The organism is Streptomyces sp. CA-210063, from assembly GCF_024612015.1.
Lineage (GTDB): Bacteria > Actinomycetota > Actinomycetes > Streptomycetales > Streptomycetaceae > Streptomyces.
The window spans coordinates 10,827,520-10,843,645 of sequence record NZ_CP102512.1 but is presented as its reverse complement, the minus strand read 5'-3'; the positions used below and the strand labels follow the sequence as shown (position 1 = coordinate 10,843,645).

The 16,126-nt window shown below is 68.0% G+C and carries 19 protein-coding genes and 3 pseudogenes; 13 read left to right on the top strand and 9 right to left on the bottom strand.

Going from position 1 to position 16,126, the window contains the following annotated elements; genetic code table 11:
• Positions 1 to 78: 78 nt before the first annotated feature.
• A pseudogene (locus JIX56_RS47510) lies at positions 79 to 411 on the bottom strand (helix-turn-helix domain-containing protein); the annotation flags it as partial.
• A 161-nt stretch (positions 412 to 572) separates the two neighbouring features.
• A complete protein-coding gene (locus tag JIX56_RS47505; protein ID WP_257536692.1) occupies positions 573 to 1,307 on the bottom strand; it encodes a prepilin peptidase in 735 nt (244 codons plus the stop codon).
• Positions 1,308 to 2,326: 1,019 nt separating this feature from the next.
• Here JIX56_RS47505 and JIX56_RS47500 point away from each other — a divergent pair.
• Positions 2,327 to 2,470, top strand: a complete 144-nt coding sequence (locus JIX56_RS47500) for a hypothetical protein (protein WP_257536693.1) — start codon at positions 2,327 to 2,329, stop codon at positions 2,468 to 2,470.
• A gap of 38 nt (positions 2,471 to 2,508) precedes the next feature.
• Here the strand turns inward: JIX56_RS47500 and JIX56_RS47495 are convergent, their stop codons facing one another.
• Positions 2,509 to 3,912, bottom strand: a complete 1,404-nt coding sequence (locus JIX56_RS47495; protein WP_306819932.1) for an NF041680 family putative transposase — start codon at positions 3,910 to 3,912, stop codon at positions 2,509 to 2,511.
• A 274-nt stretch (positions 3,913 to 4,186) separates the two neighbouring features.
• Between JIX56_RS47495 and JIX56_RS47490 the strand changes: the two genes are divergently transcribed.
• Positions 4,187 to 4,342, top strand: coding sequence for a hypothetical protein (locus JIX56_RS47490; protein WP_257550674.1), 156 nt, complete (start codon positions 4,187 to 4,189; stop codon positions 4,340 to 4,342).
• On the opposite strand, the gene JIX56_RS47485 is transcribed toward JIX56_RS47490, so the two are convergent.
• The 3 genes from JIX56_RS47485 to JIX56_RS47475 all read right to left on the bottom strand — a co-directional run bounded on the left by JIX56_RS47485 (position 4,329) and on the right by JIX56_RS47475 (position 6,795).
• Entirely contained in the window at positions 4,329 to 4,679 is a 351-nt protein-coding gene (locus JIX56_RS47485) for a hypothetical protein (protein WP_257550672.1), read from the bottom strand. The genes JIX56_RS47490 and JIX56_RS47485 overlap by 14 nt on opposite strands.
• Positions 4,680 to 4,719: 40 nt before the next feature.
• A complete protein-coding gene (locus JIX56_RS48310; RefSeq protein WP_443032098.1) occupies positions 4,720 to 4,863 on the bottom strand; it encodes a hypothetical protein in 144 nt (47 codons plus the stop codon).
• Between the two features lie 264 nt (positions 4,864 to 5,127).
• Entirely contained in the window at positions 5,128 to 6,795 is a 1,668-nt protein-coding gene (locus tag JIX56_RS47475; protein WP_257550670.1) for an IS1182 family transposase, read from the bottom strand.
• 79 nt (positions 6,796 to 6,874) lie between these two features.
• On the opposite strand from JIX56_RS47475, the pseudogene JIX56_RS47470 reads away from it, so the two are divergent.
• The 8 genes and pseudogenes from JIX56_RS47470 to JIX56_RS47440 all read left to right on the top strand — a co-directional run.
• Positions 6,875 to 7,331, top strand: a pseudogene (locus JIX56_RS47470) (transposase); the annotation flags it as partial.
• A 129-nt stretch (positions 7,332 to 7,460) separates the two neighbouring features.
• Positions 7,461 to 7,661: pseudogene (locus JIX56_RS47805) on the top strand (SDR family NAD(P)-dependent oxidoreductase); the annotation flags it as partial.
• Between the two features lie 121 nt (positions 7,662 to 7,782).
• On the top strand, positions 7,783 to 8,184 hold the full coding sequence (locus JIX56_RS47800) for an SDR family NAD(P)-dependent oxidoreductase (protein WP_306819931.1): 402 nt from the start codon (positions 7,783 to 7,785) through the stop codon (positions 8,182 to 8,184).
• A gap of 279 nt (positions 8,185 to 8,463) precedes the next feature.
• The gene (locus tag JIX56_RS47460) at positions 8,464 to 8,634 is read left to right on the top strand and encodes a hypothetical protein (protein WP_257550668.1); all 171 of its coding nucleotides are present in this window, start codon (positions 8,464 to 8,466) and stop codon (positions 8,632 to 8,634) included.
• 79 nt (positions 8,635 to 8,713) lie between these two features.
• Positions 8,714 to 9,235: a nuclear transport factor 2 family protein gene (locus JIX56_RS47455; RefSeq protein ID WP_306819930.1), complete on the top strand. Its 522-nt coding sequence runs from the start codon at positions 8,714 to 8,716 to the stop codon at positions 9,233 to 9,235.
• A gap of 58 nt (positions 9,236 to 9,293) precedes the next feature.
• Positions 9,294 to 9,812, top strand: a complete 519-nt coding sequence (locus JIX56_RS48305) for a Mu transposase domain-containing protein (RefSeq protein WP_443032014.1) — start codon at positions 9,294 to 9,296, stop codon at positions 9,810 to 9,812.
• Positions 9,813 to 9,816: 4 nt separating this feature from the next.
• Complete coding sequence (istB, locus tag JIX56_RS47795) at positions 9,817 to 10,998, top strand: IS21-like element helper ATPase IstB (RefSeq protein WP_306819929.1); 1,182 nt, start codon at positions 9,817 to 9,819, stop codon at positions 10,996 to 10,998.
• Between the two features lie 226 nt (positions 10,999 to 11,224).
• Complete coding sequence (locus JIX56_RS47440) at positions 11,225 to 11,413, top strand: hypothetical protein (protein WP_257550666.1); 189 nt, start codon at positions 11,225 to 11,227, stop codon at positions 11,411 to 11,413.
• A gap of 246 nt (positions 11,414 to 11,659) precedes the next feature.
• On the opposite strand, the gene JIX56_RS47435 is transcribed toward JIX56_RS47440, so the two are convergent.
• Both JIX56_RS47435 and JIX56_RS47430 read right to left on the bottom strand, forming a co-directional pair.
• Positions 11,660 to 11,887, bottom strand: coding sequence for a hypothetical protein (locus JIX56_RS47435; RefSeq protein ID WP_257550664.1), 228 nt, complete (start codon positions 11,885 to 11,887; stop codon positions 11,660 to 11,662).
• Positions 11,888 to 12,037: 150 nt separating this feature from the next.
• Positions 12,038 to 12,373 (bottom strand): hypothetical protein, encoded by a 336-nt coding sequence (locus JIX56_RS47430; protein ID WP_257550662.1) that lies wholly within the window; start codon positions 12,371 to 12,373, stop codon positions 12,038 to 12,040.
• 265 nt (positions 12,374 to 12,638) lie between these two features.
• On the opposite strand from JIX56_RS47430, the gene JIX56_RS47425 reads away from it, so the two are divergent.
• The 3 genes from JIX56_RS47425 to JIX56_RS47415 all read left to right on the top strand — a co-directional run bounded on the left by JIX56_RS47425 (position 12,639) and on the right by JIX56_RS47415 (position 15,058).
• Complete coding sequence (locus tag JIX56_RS47425) at positions 12,639 to 12,947, top strand: transposase (protein ID WP_257550660.1); 309 nt, start codon at positions 12,639 to 12,641, stop codon at positions 12,945 to 12,947.
• Positions 12,944 to 13,864 (top strand): IS3 family transposase, encoded by a 921-nt coding sequence (locus JIX56_RS47420; RefSeq protein WP_257550658.1) that lies wholly within the window; start codon positions 12,944 to 12,946, stop codon positions 13,862 to 13,864. Before JIX56_RS47425 ends, JIX56_RS47420 begins: the two co-directional genes overlap by 4 nt.
• A 141-nt stretch (positions 13,865 to 14,005) precedes the next feature.
• Positions 14,006 to 15,058, top strand: a complete 1,053-nt coding sequence (locus tag JIX56_RS47415; protein WP_257550656.1) for a winged helix-turn-helix domain-containing protein — start codon at positions 14,006 to 14,008, stop codon at positions 15,056 to 15,058.
• A 279-nt stretch (positions 15,059 to 15,337) separates the two neighbouring features.
• Here the strand turns inward: JIX56_RS47415 and JIX56_RS47410 are convergent, their stop codons facing one another.
• Positions 15,338 to 16,018, bottom strand: coding sequence for an isochorismatase family cysteine hydrolase (locus JIX56_RS47410; protein ID WP_257550654.1), 681 nt, complete (start codon positions 16,016 to 16,018; stop codon positions 15,338 to 15,340).
• Positions 16,019 to 16,126 lie beyond the last annotated feature (108 nt).

The following is a 16,126-nucleotide window of genomic DNA, read 5'->3' as shown; positions in this document are numbered from 1 at the left end:
TTGACGGAAGAAAGGTCAGTCGGGCACGCCCGACCGTGCTCGGATAGCCGTCAGTCTTCTGTGCCCGCCGCTGGGTTGTGCGGAGAAAGAGCTGTGGCTCGAAGCACCGACCTTGCGGTCGTGGACCGGGACAAGTGTGCCGTCCACGATCCACAGCCGGTCCGCGGCATCGACCGGACGGGAGGCCGGCTCAAGCGCGAGGAGAGGTCGGAGCCGCTGGATGACCCAGCACACCGTGGCAGGCGAGAGCCCGAACAGCGGCGCAAGCTGCCGCATGGTCAGGTTCGTCCGGTAGTAGACAGCCACCACCAGCACCCGGTCGGCAAGCGGCAGACACCACGATCACCCGATCCGCGGCCCGTCGCCACCCCGCTCCCGCACCATCTTCAGCAACCGCTCGAACTGCTTCATGCGCAGCACCGTGAACGTCTCCACCCACAACGGATCAGCCCTCAACACCCCAGTCGCACAAGGGAAATGCCCTGATCACGGCCTTCTGCACCACGCTTTACAGGGCGTTCCCGGACTCCTTCAGTTCGCCGCCGCGTAGCCGGGGGCAGACCGGCCCAAGGTCACTGGGCGCACGAGCCAAGAAGCGTGCCCACAAGCGTCCCGGCGAGAACGAACGGCCCGACCGGGATCGCCTTGGTACGGCTCGAGCGGCGAGTGAGGATGAGGCCGATCCCGTACAGGGAGAACAGCAGGTATCCGGCGAAGGTGCCGGCCAGCAAGATTCCCCAGCCGCGCCAGCCCAGAACAGCGCCGAGGGCGAGGGCGAGCTTCACATCGCCGAACCCCAAGCCCCGGGGTGCGATCAGGAACATCGCGAAGAAGCCCGCGCCCAGCGCGACCGAGCCGAGCAGCGCGGTCTTCCAACTGCCGTCGGCCCCGGGCAGCAACGCGACAACGCCGAGCAGAACGAGCACGGCCACGGCAAGCGGCAGCGTAAGCACGTCGGGCAGCCGGTGCGCCCTGGCGTCGACGATGGCGAGCAGCACCCCGGCCGGGGCGAGCAGCAGCCAGACCACCAGCTCGGGGCGCACACCCGTGGCGGCCGCCAGGACGGCGCAGGCCGCAGCTGAAACGGTGGCGAGGACGGGCATGCTGGGGCCGTACGAGTCGCCGTCGGCGCAGCGGGCTCGCCCCAGCCAACCGTTCCCGGCACCGGCGACGGGGTGTCCAGCAGGACACACCGCCCGCCACGGCTCACCGGGCGGTACGGAAAGCCGGTACGCGGCGCGCGGTATGAGCAGGCCCGTGCCGACACCCCACAGGACGGCAGCCGCAGTGATCCAGAACGTCTCCACCGGACGGAGCTTAGGCTCAGCCCCGTCCGGTGTTGCGGACGGCCTGCACCGTGCCGTGTGACGAGCAGGCAGGACAGCGGACGGTCAGGGTTTCCAGGTGCGCAGCAGGGAGGCAATCTGGGTAGCGGTGCAGCGCGGGTTGTCCAGTTCAGCGTTCAGGCTGCTCCTCGGGACCCCTCCCCGCCTCAGATTGTTACCGTGCTGGTCCGTCTCATGGAGCGCAGAGGAGGAAGCAGCAAGTCGGCTACGCGGCGTTCGACATGCTGAGCCATGAACAACAGTCGGCGTGATCGGGACGGTGCTGGCCGTCGCGATCGCGGTAGAGACGGACGATCAGATACCTGGCGGCGGCCCTCCGGTGGAACTTCTCGGTCTCGGAGGCCACGCGCCTCGTCGGCCCTCGCGGCGAAGGGTGCGCCAGCGAGCTCGAGCGGATGGACGGTGAGATGAGGCGATGAGGCGTCTTGTGATCCCGGCCGTGGCAGCAGTCGTGGCCCTGGTCGGTGGCTGCGCCGACGAGCCGAGCGGCTGCGATGCGAAGCCGAAGCTCTCGGAGGCAGAGGGCGAGAAGCGGCCGGTGGAGATCGAACCGAGCCAACGGCATCCCGGCATCGTCGACTCCGAGTTGGAGGACGCCCTCCCGTCGCCGGAGCTCGAGGCGGAGCCCGTCGAGAAGGTGCTCAACCACCTGCGGCAGGAGACGCTGCGCATGGCCGGCGTCATCGGCGAGACCGGTCCCGGCAAGTGCGATGGCGAGGTCATGCGGCCACGCGGCGAGACCGTCCGCTGCACCGTGTCCTTCGAGGGGGTGACGGTACCGTGGCTGGTCACCAGCAAGGGCAACACGTCGGGCAGCGCCGGGGCCTTCAGCCAGGACTTCGTCTACACGGCCCAGCCGCTGAAGACCGTTCACACCGCCCAGTCGGTCTACGACAGGTTCGCCTGGGAGACCGGGAAGAACGGGACGACGGAAGGGCCCAACGGCACCGGTGGATCCGCGGTGCGACCGGCTTCCGAAGGTGTTCACCGCAGAGCCCGGCGAGGAAACCGGCTACTTCTGCCAGGACATCGATGTGGGCTGCACCGACGACGTCCAGCACGTCGAGTGGTCCGACCATGCCATCCACGTCGACAAGCTCGGGCGGCTGTCGTTCCTCGCCTAGCTCCACTGACCGGCCCATCAGTCACAGAACGTCACAGATCACCGGATCTGACACAGCTTCTCAGCTTGTTCCTTATCGTCGGCTGTCACGCAGAGCGACGAGTGTTTCGGGTCGTTTGACGGTCTTGCCCACGTCGTAGCGGGTGGCGGGCCGCCGGTTCTTCGAGCCGAGCGGCCGTCCCGGACCCGGACGGGACGGTTTGGGTGCACGGGCCGGACAGCGCAGGTGTGGGCGGAGGTTCCGAAACCCTCGGGGACCCGGGCCGGAGCGAGCCGGCCATGCTCGGCGGGCTTCTCCCACGGCCGCCGCAAGTCGGCGGCGGCGTCGCGCAGAAGACGGATCTGGGTGTGCGCGGCGATGATCAGCCAGGTCCAGCCCTCGCTGGCCTCGGGGGTTCGCAGCTTCGGACGGGTCCACCCGAGAGTCTGTTTCATCATCCTAAAGAGGTGTTCGATGTCGAATCTCCTCAGGAACGCCTGCCAGCACACATCGACGTCCCCGCTGTTCAGGCCAGTGGCCGACGACCACAGCCAGAGGGGCAGCGGGTCTCCGCCGCCGGGCAGGCGGTCGACCTGGAGGCGGATCAGCGTGCCTTCGATGATGGGGAGCTCGCCGGTGTGGTCGATCCATGCGGAGCGGGTGGTCAGGCGGGGGTGGATGCGGTCCCAGGCCATCGCGCGGGCGGTGCCGTACCGGTCGGTGACCCGCACCGTGGCCGCGTCCGGATCACCCCAGGTCTCAGGCTTGGCGAAGCGGAACTCCTTGCCGTGCTTGGGCGGTCGCCCGCCCTGGGGATAGGCCAGGGCGTACTCCTTGAGCGAGGGCGTCGGCCGTCGCATCACCCGGTCCGAGCGCATGCGTCCAAGGACCTCGACCGGCAGCCCGCGCAGGAGGTGGGCCATGCGCGGGGCGTCGTAGCCGGCGTCGAAGACAACCAGGATGTCGCGGTCGCCGACGTGCCACCGGCCCATCTCGATCAGGTCCGTGACCACCCGGCGGAGTTGGGTAGCGGTGGCCTCGGCGAGGTCGTCCTCGGGGCCGAGACGGACGGCGTCCAGGAGCTGGCACCAGGACGTCCGGCCCGATTCGAGGGCGGCGACGAACGAGTACGGCCAGCCGGGCACGAACTGGTCCGAGGACCGTCCGCTGCGGCCGTAGACATGACAGAACAGGCGGTCCGCGCTGGTCGGCGCGTCGGGGCGGAGCCAGTTGCTGACATCGACCGCCAGGACCAGGCGGCCGTCGGCGGCCCGCGGCATGGGCAGGCCGGCCAGCACCTGCCGCAGCCGGGGCACGTCGATGTTCCCGCTGTTCAGGGCGTCGTACATGGCGCCGTGCCCACGCCGGTGCTCAGCCACCAGCGTCAGGTCCACCGGCGACGTCACCGGGCCATCCGCGCACAGCAACGCGTCCACGAGCTCGAACAGCTCGTCCCCACGCATGGTCAGACAGTCGAATAAGTCCTCCCGGAAGCGTGACGCTTGCGCGAACGCTTCTGCGGGACCGGCGTCAGGCAGCAGACTCACCCTCACGGCCTTCGTCTCGATCGGTGCACCTTGGTCGGAGCACAGGATCAGACGAAGGCCGCTCCAGCGTCCGGCGAACGCCCAGGTCAGCGGCCCAGTTCGAGGCCCAATTCGACCTCAGACCATAAAGAACAAGCTGACACCGCCTGTACCTCCGGCCGGCGAGTCCCGGTCGCCTCGGCGGAGGGGCGTGGTTCCCCTACGCCGCGCCATCCCTGTGGACAGGCATGGGCGGGCCGACGCCGCGGCCGCCGTCGGCCCGCCCCACCTGCTGCTTACCGCGGCGGTCGCCCCGCTCGCCACCGCCGCCGTCGTGCACGCCTGGCGGCGCCTTACCAAGGTGTGATCCCCGCCTGCCGCTGCTGCCGCACACGCCGCGTCATGGCCGCACCGGGGATGGCGACCGCGAGCAGGACTGGGATCGCGGCGGCGATCCCGACCCAGAGAACGATGGCGAGGTAACCGTAGGCAGCGTTCCGCGTGTCCGCGTTCGCCTTTACAAGGAGGACAACGCTCACCGCGAACGCAACCACCATGAGGACCGCGATGATGACTGCGAGCCAGATGAGAATGCCGGCCCATCGCCGGTAGCCGGCGCTGACCGGCCAGGCTTGCGGTGGCGCGTACGCCCAGGGCGCACCGGGCATCTGGGCCGGGTGAGGGGCTGGCTGCTGTTCAGACATGGGGCCCAGTTCTACTGTGCGCGGCCCCGAAACACCACCCTCACCGCCGCAGCGCGCGCCGCGCCAGAGCGTTCCGCAGCCAGTACTCGGCCCATCCGGCCAGCTCGGAGCGCTTGACGGTCTCGCGTGAGCGGCCGCACTCCACCGGCGTGGAGTCCACGATCCACACGGAACACTGTGGCACCGGGGCCTCCTCCTACTCGATGATTCGACACCAACGAGCTGTTCAGGAGGCCCCGCCCGTATGCGCCCGGCACCCCGCGACCACCCAATCGGGACTCCCGTTCGACGCGCATCTCTCAAAATCGGAACGACAACAGCTCTCTTGAAAATCACCTGAGCTACTCAACGGGCTCGACGTTCGGCACCAAGCTGACTCGACGTCCTCCAGACGGGCACACGCCCCCGATTTCCCCGGCCACGGGGATCCTGCTGGCCAAATGTGAGGTCATGCCGCAAGGTTGAGGTCGAGGCGTGCGAGGTGGCTGGTGCGTGTGTGGTCAAGGGGCTGGCCGTTCCACCAGGCGTCGAGGCGGATCAGGTTGAGAGCGACGGCGCAGTAGACGTGCTCAAGATGAGTCTTCGCGGGCCCGCGGTAGCGGGCGCGGCGGCTGCCGGTGACCGCCATGGCCTGGCGGATGGTGCCCTCGACGCCGGCCCGCAGGGCGTACTCTGCCCGCCATTCCTGGTTTTCCTGAGCGGTGTGGTTTGCGTGGATGAGTTCTTGCAACGGCCGTGGCCGCAGGGTGAGTTGGCGGCCCCAGCGGGTGGCGTTGGTGCATTCTGCTCTGACGGGGCAAGGGCCGCAGTCAGCCTGGTCGAAGCGGACCACGATCACGTCGCGGCCCTTCTGTTTGGCCGGGCTCCAGAACCGGCTGGTGGCGCCCTGGGGGCAAGTCGCCCTGTGGGCGTCCCAGTCGATGGCGAAGGCTTCGCGCTGGTAGCCGGCGTTCTCTCGGTACTGGCGGGACGTGCCCGTCAGCAACGGCGTGACCAGCGTGACGCCGAAGGCGGCCCGGGCTCCGACGACGAGTTCGACGCTCGCGTAGCCCGAGTCCAGGTAGTGCTCGGCGGGCAGCAGGCCCCGGCCGGCGAGGGCTTGGTGGACGGGCTCGACCAACTTCACGTCGGGCACGGTCGCATCGGTGGTTGCGACATGCATGATCAGATTCGGGACGGGAGGCCGTGCCCGCCGACCGACCCGCGAAACCCCGTCATCGGGCCGGGGCAACTGGCAGATCTCGCTGATGTGCAGCTTGTACCCGGTCCAGTGCAGATCTTCCTTGGTGCCGTAGCGGGCATCGAGGTCATAGGGCGAGGTCAGACGCACTCTGCCGGGCGGGAGACCATCCTTGTTCGCCTCCCGCCGCTTGACCACCTCCCGCCCATGGCTGTCGGTGGTGATCAGGTAGTTCTGCACGATGATCTGCCGCAGCACCTGGACCGCGGGCAGCTCCCGCAGCCAGACCGGCGCGTCCGAGTGGTAGACCGCCCGCAGCAGAGCCACAGCGTCGCGGCCGTAGCCCAGAGCGAGTTCGTCCCGCTGAGTCTGGGAGCCGGGCGGGCGCCAGTACGCGTCGATCCGTCGCCCGTAGCGTCGGTTCCACTCGCCGACCTCCAGCACCTGTGCCACCCAATGCGGGGCCGCGGCGGACAGGGTCTCCAGCGCGGCCCGTACTGTCTCCCCGGCCAGCTCCAGCCGGTTCAACTCCCGTACCGCCGCCAGCACATGAGTGGAGTCAGTGCGCTGCTTGCCTCCTGCCTTGACCAGGCCCTTCTCCTTCAGCGCCGCCGGCAGCAGATCCAGCACCCGTTCCTCCAAGCCGTGGTCGACCACCGGGGTGCGGAACTCCGAAAGCACCGAGGCATCGAAGCCGACGTCCTCCAGCTCCAGGCCCAGGCAGTACTTCCACGACAGATCGAACCTGACTCGCTGAACTGCGGCGCGGTCGGTCAGGTTCTCCGCCATCTGCAGCACGGTCACCATCGCCAGACGTCCCGGCGACCATCCACGCCGGCCCCGGCGTCCGAACGCCTCGGCGAACTCCGCATCCGCGAAGAGCCCGCCCAACTCGTCCCGCACCCGCATCGCCAACGGCGGTGCCCCGCGTCCCACCGCTGCCCGCGCGACCTTCGCAGTCGCCTTGGGAACCTCGGGCCACTCTTCCGGCCGCAACGACATAACCCCACCCCTGGCGGCCGACACTGATGGTGAACTGCGCGAACACGCCGAGGTCTGCGAGTTCACCGGATCGTTCGACGCGGCCGGCTGGCCGCAAGGCACCCGGTTCCTGGTCCGGCGGGAACGCCCGCATCCCGGCGCTCAACTGTCGCTTTCGACACCATCGAGGGCTGGCGGCATCAGGTCGTCGCCACCGACACCCCACCCGGCGGCGGCAGCATCCAGTTCCTGGAGGCCCGGCATCGGGCGCACGCCCGGGTCGAGGACCGCATCCGCACCGGCAAGAACGGGACGGCGACCTCGCCAGCGCCGAACCCAAGAAACTGCGATACCGGCTGCTGCACGTCGCCGCCCGGATCACCCGCACCGCCCGGCGGACCCGCCTCGCTATCGCCGCCAACTGGCCCTGGAGCGACGCCCTGACCAGCGCATTCAGCAAGCTCGCCGCGCTACCCAGGCCCACCGGCTGACCCCAAGGCTCACGCCCCGACCAGCAAAACGGAGGAAACCGGCCTCGCGCCGGGCCCTCGGCATGCCCTCAACCAGCGACAAATACGCGAATCGCGTCCATCGAACAATACCTATGGACCGACGCTCAAATGACCGGCGGCACCTCGGGTATCGGGCTCGGACTGGCCCTGCGCCTGCACGAGGCCGGCAACACGGTGATCGTCGCCGGCCGGCGTAAGGACCTGCTCGACCAGATCGCCACCGAGCACCCGGGCATCGAGACGCTCGTCCTGGACGTGGCGGACCCCGCCTCGATCACCCGCGCCGCAAGCACCCTGGCCGCGAGCCATCCTCAGCTCAACGTGCTGGTCAACAACGCCGGCATCATGCTGCCGGAGAACCTGCTCGATCCGGCCTGCCTGTCGACCGCCGAGGACCACGTCACGACCAAACCTGCTCGGCCCGATCCGGATGACGTACGCCTTCCTGCCGCACCTGGTGACCAGGGACGACGACGCCGTCCTGAACGTCACCTCGGCGCTGGCGTTCGTGCCGTGGCCGGTAACCCCGACCTACAACGCGACCAAGGCCGCCCTGCACTCGTTCTCCGAGAGCCTGCGCGTCCAACTGGCCGGCACGCCCGTCCAGGTGATCGAGGTGGCCCCGCCGGGGGTCCGGACCGGACTGATGGGCCAGCAGGACAACTGGCAGGCCATGCCGCTGGACGAGTTCCTGACCGAGACACTGACACTGCTGGACGCCCAACCCGACGCCAAGGAAATCGTCGTGGAAGGCGCCAAGTTCGCCCGCTACGCCGAGGCCACCGGCACCTACGACCAGGTCCTGACCATGCTCAGCAGCTTCAAAGCCTGACCCGCACAACCCGCGGCCCTGTCCAGCACGCAGATCGAAACGCTCGATGTGATCGCCGGGTACTTCTCGCTCATTGCTCGGTGAGCGTGAGGCGGGTGTTGAGCATGGCCGCCCGTGCGGCCGATGCGACAGCGAATCGGGAGTTGGTGATCCAGGAAACGACGACCTGATCGCTGGTAGCAGACCTGCTACCGACGGAGGACTGACCATGACCCACGAGGGAACGACCGACCCGGTCGACACCTTCGCGATGAACACCTTGGCCGTTGCGCTGCTCGGTTGCTGCTCGACGCTGGACTGCCCGCGCCGTTCGCCGCCCTCCTGGTCGACTCCGACCTCGGCGTGAGCCGCGGCGAACTCTTCACCGCCAGCACCGACCTGCAACGACTCATCGGACGCCCGAGCAAGCCGCTCACCGACGTCGTCGCCGCCGCGGTCAAGACAGCCTGAACCGGCCGCAGCACCAACCGGGCAGCCGTCTCAAAGTGTCCCGGCCTTCTGTCCCATTCTCCTTAAGGAGCGCCACCCCGTGACCCCTACCACGCGTGCCCGCAGCGCACTTGTCGCAGTCCTCGCCTCAACCGCCCTGCTGGGTGCCGCCGGCATGCCCGCCGCCGCGGTACCGCCGACCGCCTCCGCCGACCACGCCGGTTACGCCGGTAACGACTCCTTCGCCCGCCTCGGCTACCAGAAGGCCGTCGCCGTCCGCGTCCTCAAGGGCGTGTTCGAGCAGGGCGACACCAACGTCGTCGACCGCTACGTACGCCCCGACTACATCCAGCACAACCCGTTCGCACCGGACGGCGCCGAGACGCTGAAGAATCTGGGCGTCGGCTTTCATCAGCAGTTCCCGGACGCCGAGTACGACGTCAAGCGGGTGATCTCCGAGGGCGACCTGGTGGTGGTCCACTCGAACATGGTGACGACGCCGGGCACGCGGGGCGCGGCGGTGTTCGACATCTTCCGCTTCCAGGACGGGAAGATCGCCGAACACTGGGACGTGAGCCAGAACGTGCCGGAGACCTCCGCGAACGACAACACCATGTTCTAGCCCCGTTTGAGATCTTGGTTCAGGCCCGGGTTGTAGGGCGGCCACCGCGTGATCGTCTGTGTGTTGTGGACAACACTCGAATCTCGCGGTGGCCGCTGGTCACCACGCAGACGTCGCCGGAGGGCGGCAGGTCGTGGCCTCGCTGGCCGCGAAGGCGGCCGGGGTGAGACCGGTGCGGTCGTGTCTGTGTGCTGGCGGGCGCCGTCTACGGCCTCAAGCGCCTACGGGCCGGCACCGACGTGGGGGCTCAGTGCGGATCGGCCGGGACCACTACATCCGCCTGGACACCTGCGACTACTCCGTCGACCCGGCCGCGATCGGACGGATCGTGCGGATCGAGGCGGACACCGAAACGGTGCGGGCTCATCTGGACGGCCGCCTGGTCGCCGAGCATGCCCGCTGCTGGGCCCGCCACCAGACGCTGACCGATCCCGACCACGCCGAGGCCGCCACCGCGATGCGGCACAAGTACCGCCAAAGCGGGGCCGTCGCCGCGGCGGTGGAGGTTGCACCCCCGGACCTTCCGGCCTACGACCGCGTCTTCCATCTGATCGAGGGCGGCGGCGGACAGGAGTGAAGCCATGGCCACCCGCACCACCACGTCCCGGGACATCGCCGCCGAACTGGCTTTCCTCAGCCGTGCGTTGAAAGCACCGGCGTTGCTGGATGCTGCCGACCGGCTCGCCGAACGCGCCACCGCGGCGTCCTGGACACACCAGGAGTATTTGGCTGCCTGTCTGCAGCGCGAGGTCGCCGCCCGCGAGTCTCACGGCGGAGAAGGCCGCATCCGCGCGGCCCGTTTCCCCGCCCGCAAGACCCTGGAGGAGTTCGACTTCCACCACCTGCGCGGGCTGAAGCGGGAGGCGGTGGCCCACCTGGGCACTCTGGACTTCATCACCGGCAAGGAGAACGTGGTCTTCCTCGGTCCGCCCGGCACCGGCAAGACCCACCTGGCCATCGCCCTGGGCATCCGTGCCTGCCAGGCCGGGCACCGTGTCGCGTTCGCCACCGCCTCCCAGTGGGTCGACCGCCTGGCCGCCGCCCACACCACCGGAAAACTCCAGGACGAGCTCCTCCGCCTCGCGCGCGTCCCCGTTTTGGTGATCGATGAGGTCGGTTACATCCCGTTCGAGCCGGAAGCAGCGAACCTGTTTTTCCAGCTGATCTCGGGCCGCTACGAACGTGCGTCCGTGATCGTGACAAGCAACAAGCCGTTCGGACGCTGGGGCGAGGTCTTCGGCGACGACACCGTCGCCGCCGCCATGATCGACCGCCTCGTCCATCACGCCGATGTGCTCTCCTTGAAGGGAGACTCCTACCGGCTCAAAGACCGAGACATAGGCCACCCACCGGGTGAACAACTGCACACGGGGTCAAAACTCACCGACCCCGAAGGGGTCCAGGTTCAGAGACCGCCGACAGCGCACTCACCATCCGCACCAGGGGGTGTCGGGGAGAACGTTGTCCGGGTAGTCGACGTAGTAGCTCGCCATCCAGCCGTAGAAGTTCGGCGTACGAATTGCTACCCAGTAGGGATTGCCGCCGATGGTGGCTCCCTCCTTTTGGCACAGCACCTCAAACCAGACGCCCGGGTTCACCTGGCCGACCACATTGGGGCAGGCGGAGGGGGATGGCCAGGCCTCACACTCGACGAAGTCGGCGTGGTTGTTGCGGACATTGACGTTCGTGGCCCACGTGGTGAATGCCCGCTTGATCGATGGAGTGCCCGTCTCAGCCTGGACAGCTACCCCCTGAGAAGTTGACCGGTCCACCGGCTGGACTTCCGCCGCAACGGCCGGGGCGGTCATGCCCGCCGCCGCCATTATCCCCGCTGCTGCTGTGGTCATGAGCTTGGTCATCGTGCGCACGAAAATCTCCCCCTCGTTGGTCATCTATCGGGTTTTGCTCTTTCGATGCTGCTCGAAAGGCACTCGCACCCTCCCCCCAGCCTCCGAAGCGATGGTCATCCTCAAAAGGGGCAGGGTGAGCGTGCCGGACCAGCCTGGCCTGGCGAGCGGGCCGGGCAGCGCCTCGGAGGCGACTGTGCGGCTGAACCACATCGAGCGTGACGGCCTAGCCTCGATCCTCAGCGTGATCCTGTCGGTGCCGGACCTCGGCTGCCGAGGTCCCGCTCTCGCCGACCGCCAGAAGGCCCTCGCTGGAAGCGACAACCGGTGAGCGCCTCTTCCCACCTACCCGTTCACTCCAGGCGATCTCCCGGCCGGTGACGAGTGGTGGCGCGGCTGTCAGGGCTGCCACCTGCCGATCCAGGGCGGGGCCGCCGGCCTCGCCGCGCACCGCCGCACCGTCCACACGGGCGCCGGTGACCCCCGGCGCCCGATCACGATCCGCCTGGAGTTCGGTGTTCTTCAACAGCGCCACGTCGGTGGGGCTGCCCGGAACATGGACCGCCGCGCCGGACGGTCAGCCCAGCGGGCTTGGGTTGTTCAGCGCATCGCCGGTGCGGTACGGCGCCTGGAACACGGCTTCGGCCACCGTCTCCTCGGTCGGCTTGTAGGGGCCTCCGGCCACCGTCTCCTCGGCCCCCGGGACGCTGTGCGTCTGGTGATGGCCCGCTTGGGCCGCACCGGCGGTCAGGGCGACAAGAGCGAACGCTCCGCCTATCACTGCTGCGACAGTCTTGGCACGCATAGTCGTTGTGCTCCCCGTTTTGGTATTGGATGAAATGAGCCGTGTCGGTCTGGCAGGAGGCCGTAACCGATCAAGCGAACTGGCCGATGGGACAACACGGCCCGGGCGACGGTGCGCTCATGGACTTGTGTTGCGGCTACGGCGCCGCAACTACCACCTGCCAGCGTTGAATGTCCCGTACTGGTTGTTCGGGTTGTGGGCCTCGTAGGCCCCGGCAGTGTTCGATGCTTCCGACGGCTGCGCGAGCTGCCCGCCCGCAACTGCATCCGCGCAGCCGCCGCCGCTGCAGAGGATGGTGTACTGCCCTGCCGTCGATGCGTCAGTGCTCGATGCCTGCGACGGCTGTGCGAGCGCTCCGAAATCAACCGAGGCAAGCCGACTCTCGCCGCTGCTGTCGGCAAGGGCAACGCCCGAACCCACAGTCAGCGTTGCCACGGCCGCCGCCGTGGTGAAGACACCCGCGAAGAAACGCTGCCGAGCACGCATAAACCCTCCAGGATCATTCGGTTTCATATCGACGCGGCCCACGCCTTCCGTGGCGGATAGCCGCGTCAGACATCACCGCTCGGTGGGCAGTGCCACTCCCTGCGCTCTGATGCTCACTCATGCTCTCCTGGCAGAGAAGCTTTTCGATCCTGTTCGAAAGGCATTGACAGACAGGCTTCTCACGCATCGCCGATACTGAGGTTCCCCCGAGATGCGGGGAAAGGTGACAGCAGGTCAGATGGGTCTCATGAGAGGAGCCCAGACGATGCCTGCCCCGAGGAAGTACCCGCTGGAGTTGCGTGAGCGTGCGGTGCGGATGTACCGGACAGCCGAGCCGAAGCCGGTGATCCGCCGCATGGCCGAGGAACTCGGCGTGCATCACGAAGCCCTGCGGAACTGGATCCGGCAGGCCGAGGCCGACGCCGGCGAACGGAACGACCTGCTCACCACCGAAGAGAAGAACGAGCTCGCCCAGCTGCGGCGCGAGGTGCGGGACCTGCGCCGGGCGAACGAGGTCCTGCGGACGGCCTCGGCTTTTTTCGCCGCGCAGCTCGACCCGACCCGGCCCAGGTGAGAGCACTCCTCGACGAGCACCCGCACCTGGGGGTCGAGCCCGTACTGCGGGAACTGCACATCCCCTCCTCCACCTACTACCGCTGGCGCCAGGCCGAGAGGGACCCCTGCGAACGGATCCGCCAGGACACCGAGCTGACCGGGCAGATCCGGCAGATCCACCAGGACTCCGGCGGGATCTACGGATCGCCCAGGATCCATGCCGTCCTGAAGCGCGAGGGTGTCCACGTCGGCCGCAAGCGGGTCGAACGGCTCATGCGCCAGTCCGGCCTGGCCGGGATCAGCCCCCGCAGGAGCAAGGGCTTCACCCGCCGCGACCCGGACGCCGACCTCGCCCCTGACCTGGTGCAACGCGACTTCACGGCACACGCGCCGAACAGGCTGTGGGTCACCGACCTGACCATGATCCCCACCCTGGAGGGGCCACTGTGGCTCTCGGCGATCCGCGACGCCTTCTCCCGCAGAGTCGTGGCCTGGGAGACCTCCGCCCGCGCGGACGCCGACCTGGTCCTCACCTCCCTCGAGTACGCGCTGGCCAGCCGCGAGGCCGCCCCTGGCGAACTCGTCCACCATGCCGATCACGGCACGCAATACACGTCTATCAAGCTCACAACACGCCTGGTCAGAGCAGGAGTTCAGGCGTCCATGGGCTCGGTCGGCGACTCCTTCGACAATGCCCTGGCGGAGAACCTGTGGATGCTGACCAAGACCGAGTGCATCCGCGGCCGCGTCTTCGTGACCAGGGCCGAGGCGAATCTCGCGCTCTTCGAGTACATCGACGGCTTCTACAACCCCCGCCGCATCCAGAAGCGGCTCGGCTACCGCAGTCCCATCGAGTTCGAAGAGAAGCACTACGCCGACCAGGCAGCGGCCGAACCAGTGAACCTGAAACCACGTCAACCCGCCCTGACCTTCTAGTCAGCCACTCCCGCACAGCGGGGGAACCTCAATACTCAGGCCGACATCGATGTCCATGCTTACGCCGAGGCGGGCCTCGGCTGCTGCCGCCCGACGCCTGGGCGCCGTGGAATCGGCGGTACGGCGGAGCTGTTGAGAGACGTGGCACCAGCCGCATACCGTCAGCGCGGCGACGAACTGACCGATCGCCAGACGAGGGGGAAAGCCTTGGACGGGTATTCAGTGCGGGTCGGGCAGCTGGACCGCATACCGCTCACGGTCAGTCGCCAACCCGGAGCGACACTGTTCTCGCTGGTGTTCAATGTCCTCGGTCGCCGGCACCGACACGGCGTACCTGCGCCCCTGCGCGACCTGGTACGCAACGCCATGCCGCCATCGGGCGCCGAAGTGCTGCACACGGTGTTCGCCCCCGGAGTCTGGGCGCCCGACTCCCTGTCGCTGACGCGCGACCTCGACACTAGCGGTTCCTCAGCCGTGCTGGACGAACTGGATGCGCTGGATGCGGAAGACTTCATGGAGGAACTGCACCTCCAGCACGACAGCACCCCACCGCCGCACTGGCGTGCCGCCGCTGCCCAGCCGCGCGCCTTCCTGTCGGCCTACCGCGACATGCTGCGCGCGGTCTGGGACGCCCTCACCCCCCTGTGGCAGGAGGCTGCACCTTACCTGCGACGAGAACAGGAACGTGTCGGCCTGGCTACGGTGACCAACAACCTGGAAGCGCTCTTCGCCTCCCTGGGCGGTCATGTCAGTTACGCCGACGGCGCTTTCCACCTTCCCTATCCGTGTCCCAGCCACCTCACCACACTCGGACAGCGGCGCATCGTCCTGGTGCCCCTCGCGTCCGATTACGCCACGGGCACCTACAGTGCCGAACGCGACGACGTCCTGTGGCTCGGCTACCCGCTGCCAGGGCTGGCACAACTCATCTCCTCCTCGACGCCAGCCGCACTGACGGATACCGATCGGCTCGCCGTCCTCCTCGGACGCGCTCGCGCGGGCATCCTGCGCCATGCCCACCGACGCCCCTCGCTCTCCGACACCGCGCGGCACGTGGGTATCTCGGTCAGTACGGCGTCGTACCACTGCGACCAACTAACCCACGCCGGGCTTCTGGTGAGACAACGCCAGGGACAACAAGTCCGTCTGTACCTCACAGACAAGGGCAACGCGCTCATGGACCTCCTGGCCTGAGCAGCATGCGCGCTTCACTGATCCACAGGTCTTGACGATTACTCCTCCCAGGCGGGCCTGTCCCTATGACTAGGCCGAGCCCGGGGCAGCCTACTTCCAGCCGCCGTGCGCGCCGAGAGCGTTGCTGGTTCTCATCGACATTTCCGAGCCCTGTGATCGCTAACCTCCCCGTTTCACTTGGGGATGGCTGACTCTGGGGCGGAAATACGAAAGTGCCTCCCTGGCCTGGGACGATGAACCTTGCTGAGGGGTTCTGTCGGTCCAGCCGGAGGGCACCTTCTACGTGCTGGCTATCGGGTTGCCCCGATGAGCGGTTCTGCGATGAGCGTCAGACCTGTGGCCCTTGAACGCAGTGACGATCTCGTCGGCACTCACGATGGCGTGGGCGTAGGACGGGCCGTTCAACTCGTGGGCCGCGTGCAGCATCTCCCGGGTCCACGCGGCGGTCGCTCCGCGTACCAGGGTCACGTGGTAGCCCAGCTCCATGGCGTAGCGGCTGGTCGACTCGATGCAGGTGTTGGCCAGCATGCCGACGGTCACCACGTGGGTGATGCCGTGCTTCTTGAGCTGGAAGTCGAGATCGGTGTTGGCGAACCCGCTCTGTCCCCAGTGCTCGTGGACGACGACATCGTTCTCCTGGGGAACGAAGTCCGGGTGCCAGTCACCGCCCCAGGCTCCGTCTTCGAACACCCGGTTCTGGTTGCCGCCGGCCTGGTCCGCGGTGAGGAAGTTCCAGTTCGCGTAGTTGCCCTCGCGCCAGCGACGGTGCGGGACGACGAAGACCTGGATGCCGGCCGCACGCGCGGCGGCCGTCACCGCGCGCAGGTTGTCGAGCAGGCCGACCTCCGTGGCGACCTCTTCGACCAGAGGCCACAGCTTCCCCCCTTCGGAGAGGAAGTCGTTGTAGGGGTCCATCAGAAGCAGGCCCGTGTGGGCCGGCTCGTAGTGCGTATCGGTCATGAGTGGTGCCTCCAGTAGCGCCAAGGAGTCCGCGTCTTGTGCGACGGCCGCTCGCTCGGCCCGTTCACACCGTAACTCAAGAAATCATAGCTACCAACTCATTTTTTC

Coding starts and splice junctions, on each gene's coding strand:
- JIX56_RS47435 (WP_257550664.1), bottom strand. CDS start 11,887: ATGCGTGCCAAGACTGTCGCAGCAGTGATAGGCGGAGCGTTCGCTCTT.
- JIX56_RS47495 (WP_306819932.1), bottom strand. CDS start 3,912: ATGCGTGGGGACGAGCTGTTCGAGCTCGTGGACGCGTTGCTGTGCGCG.
- JIX56_RS47410 (WP_257550654.1), bottom strand. CDS start 16,018: ATGACCGATACGCACTACGAGCCGGCCCACACGGGCCTGCTTCTGATG.
- JIX56_RS47485 (WP_257550672.1), bottom strand. CDS start 4,679: ATGTCTGAACAGCAGCCAGCCCCTCACCCGGCCCAGATGCCCGGTGCG.
- JIX56_RS47800 (WP_306819931.1), top strand. CDS start 7,783: ATGACGTACGCCTTCCTGCCGCACCTGGTGACCAGGGACGACGACGCC.
- JIX56_RS47425 (WP_257550660.1), top strand. CDS start 12,639: ATGCCTGCCCCGAGGAAGTACCCGCTGGAGTTGCGTGAGCGTGCGGTG.
- istB (WP_306819929.1), top strand. CDS start 9,817: ATGGCCACCCGCACCACCACGTCCCGGGACATCGCCGCCGAACTGGCT.
- JIX56_RS47430 (WP_257550662.1), bottom strand. CDS start 12,373: ATGCGTGCTCGGCAGCGTTTCTTCGCGGGTGTCTTCACCACGGCGGCG.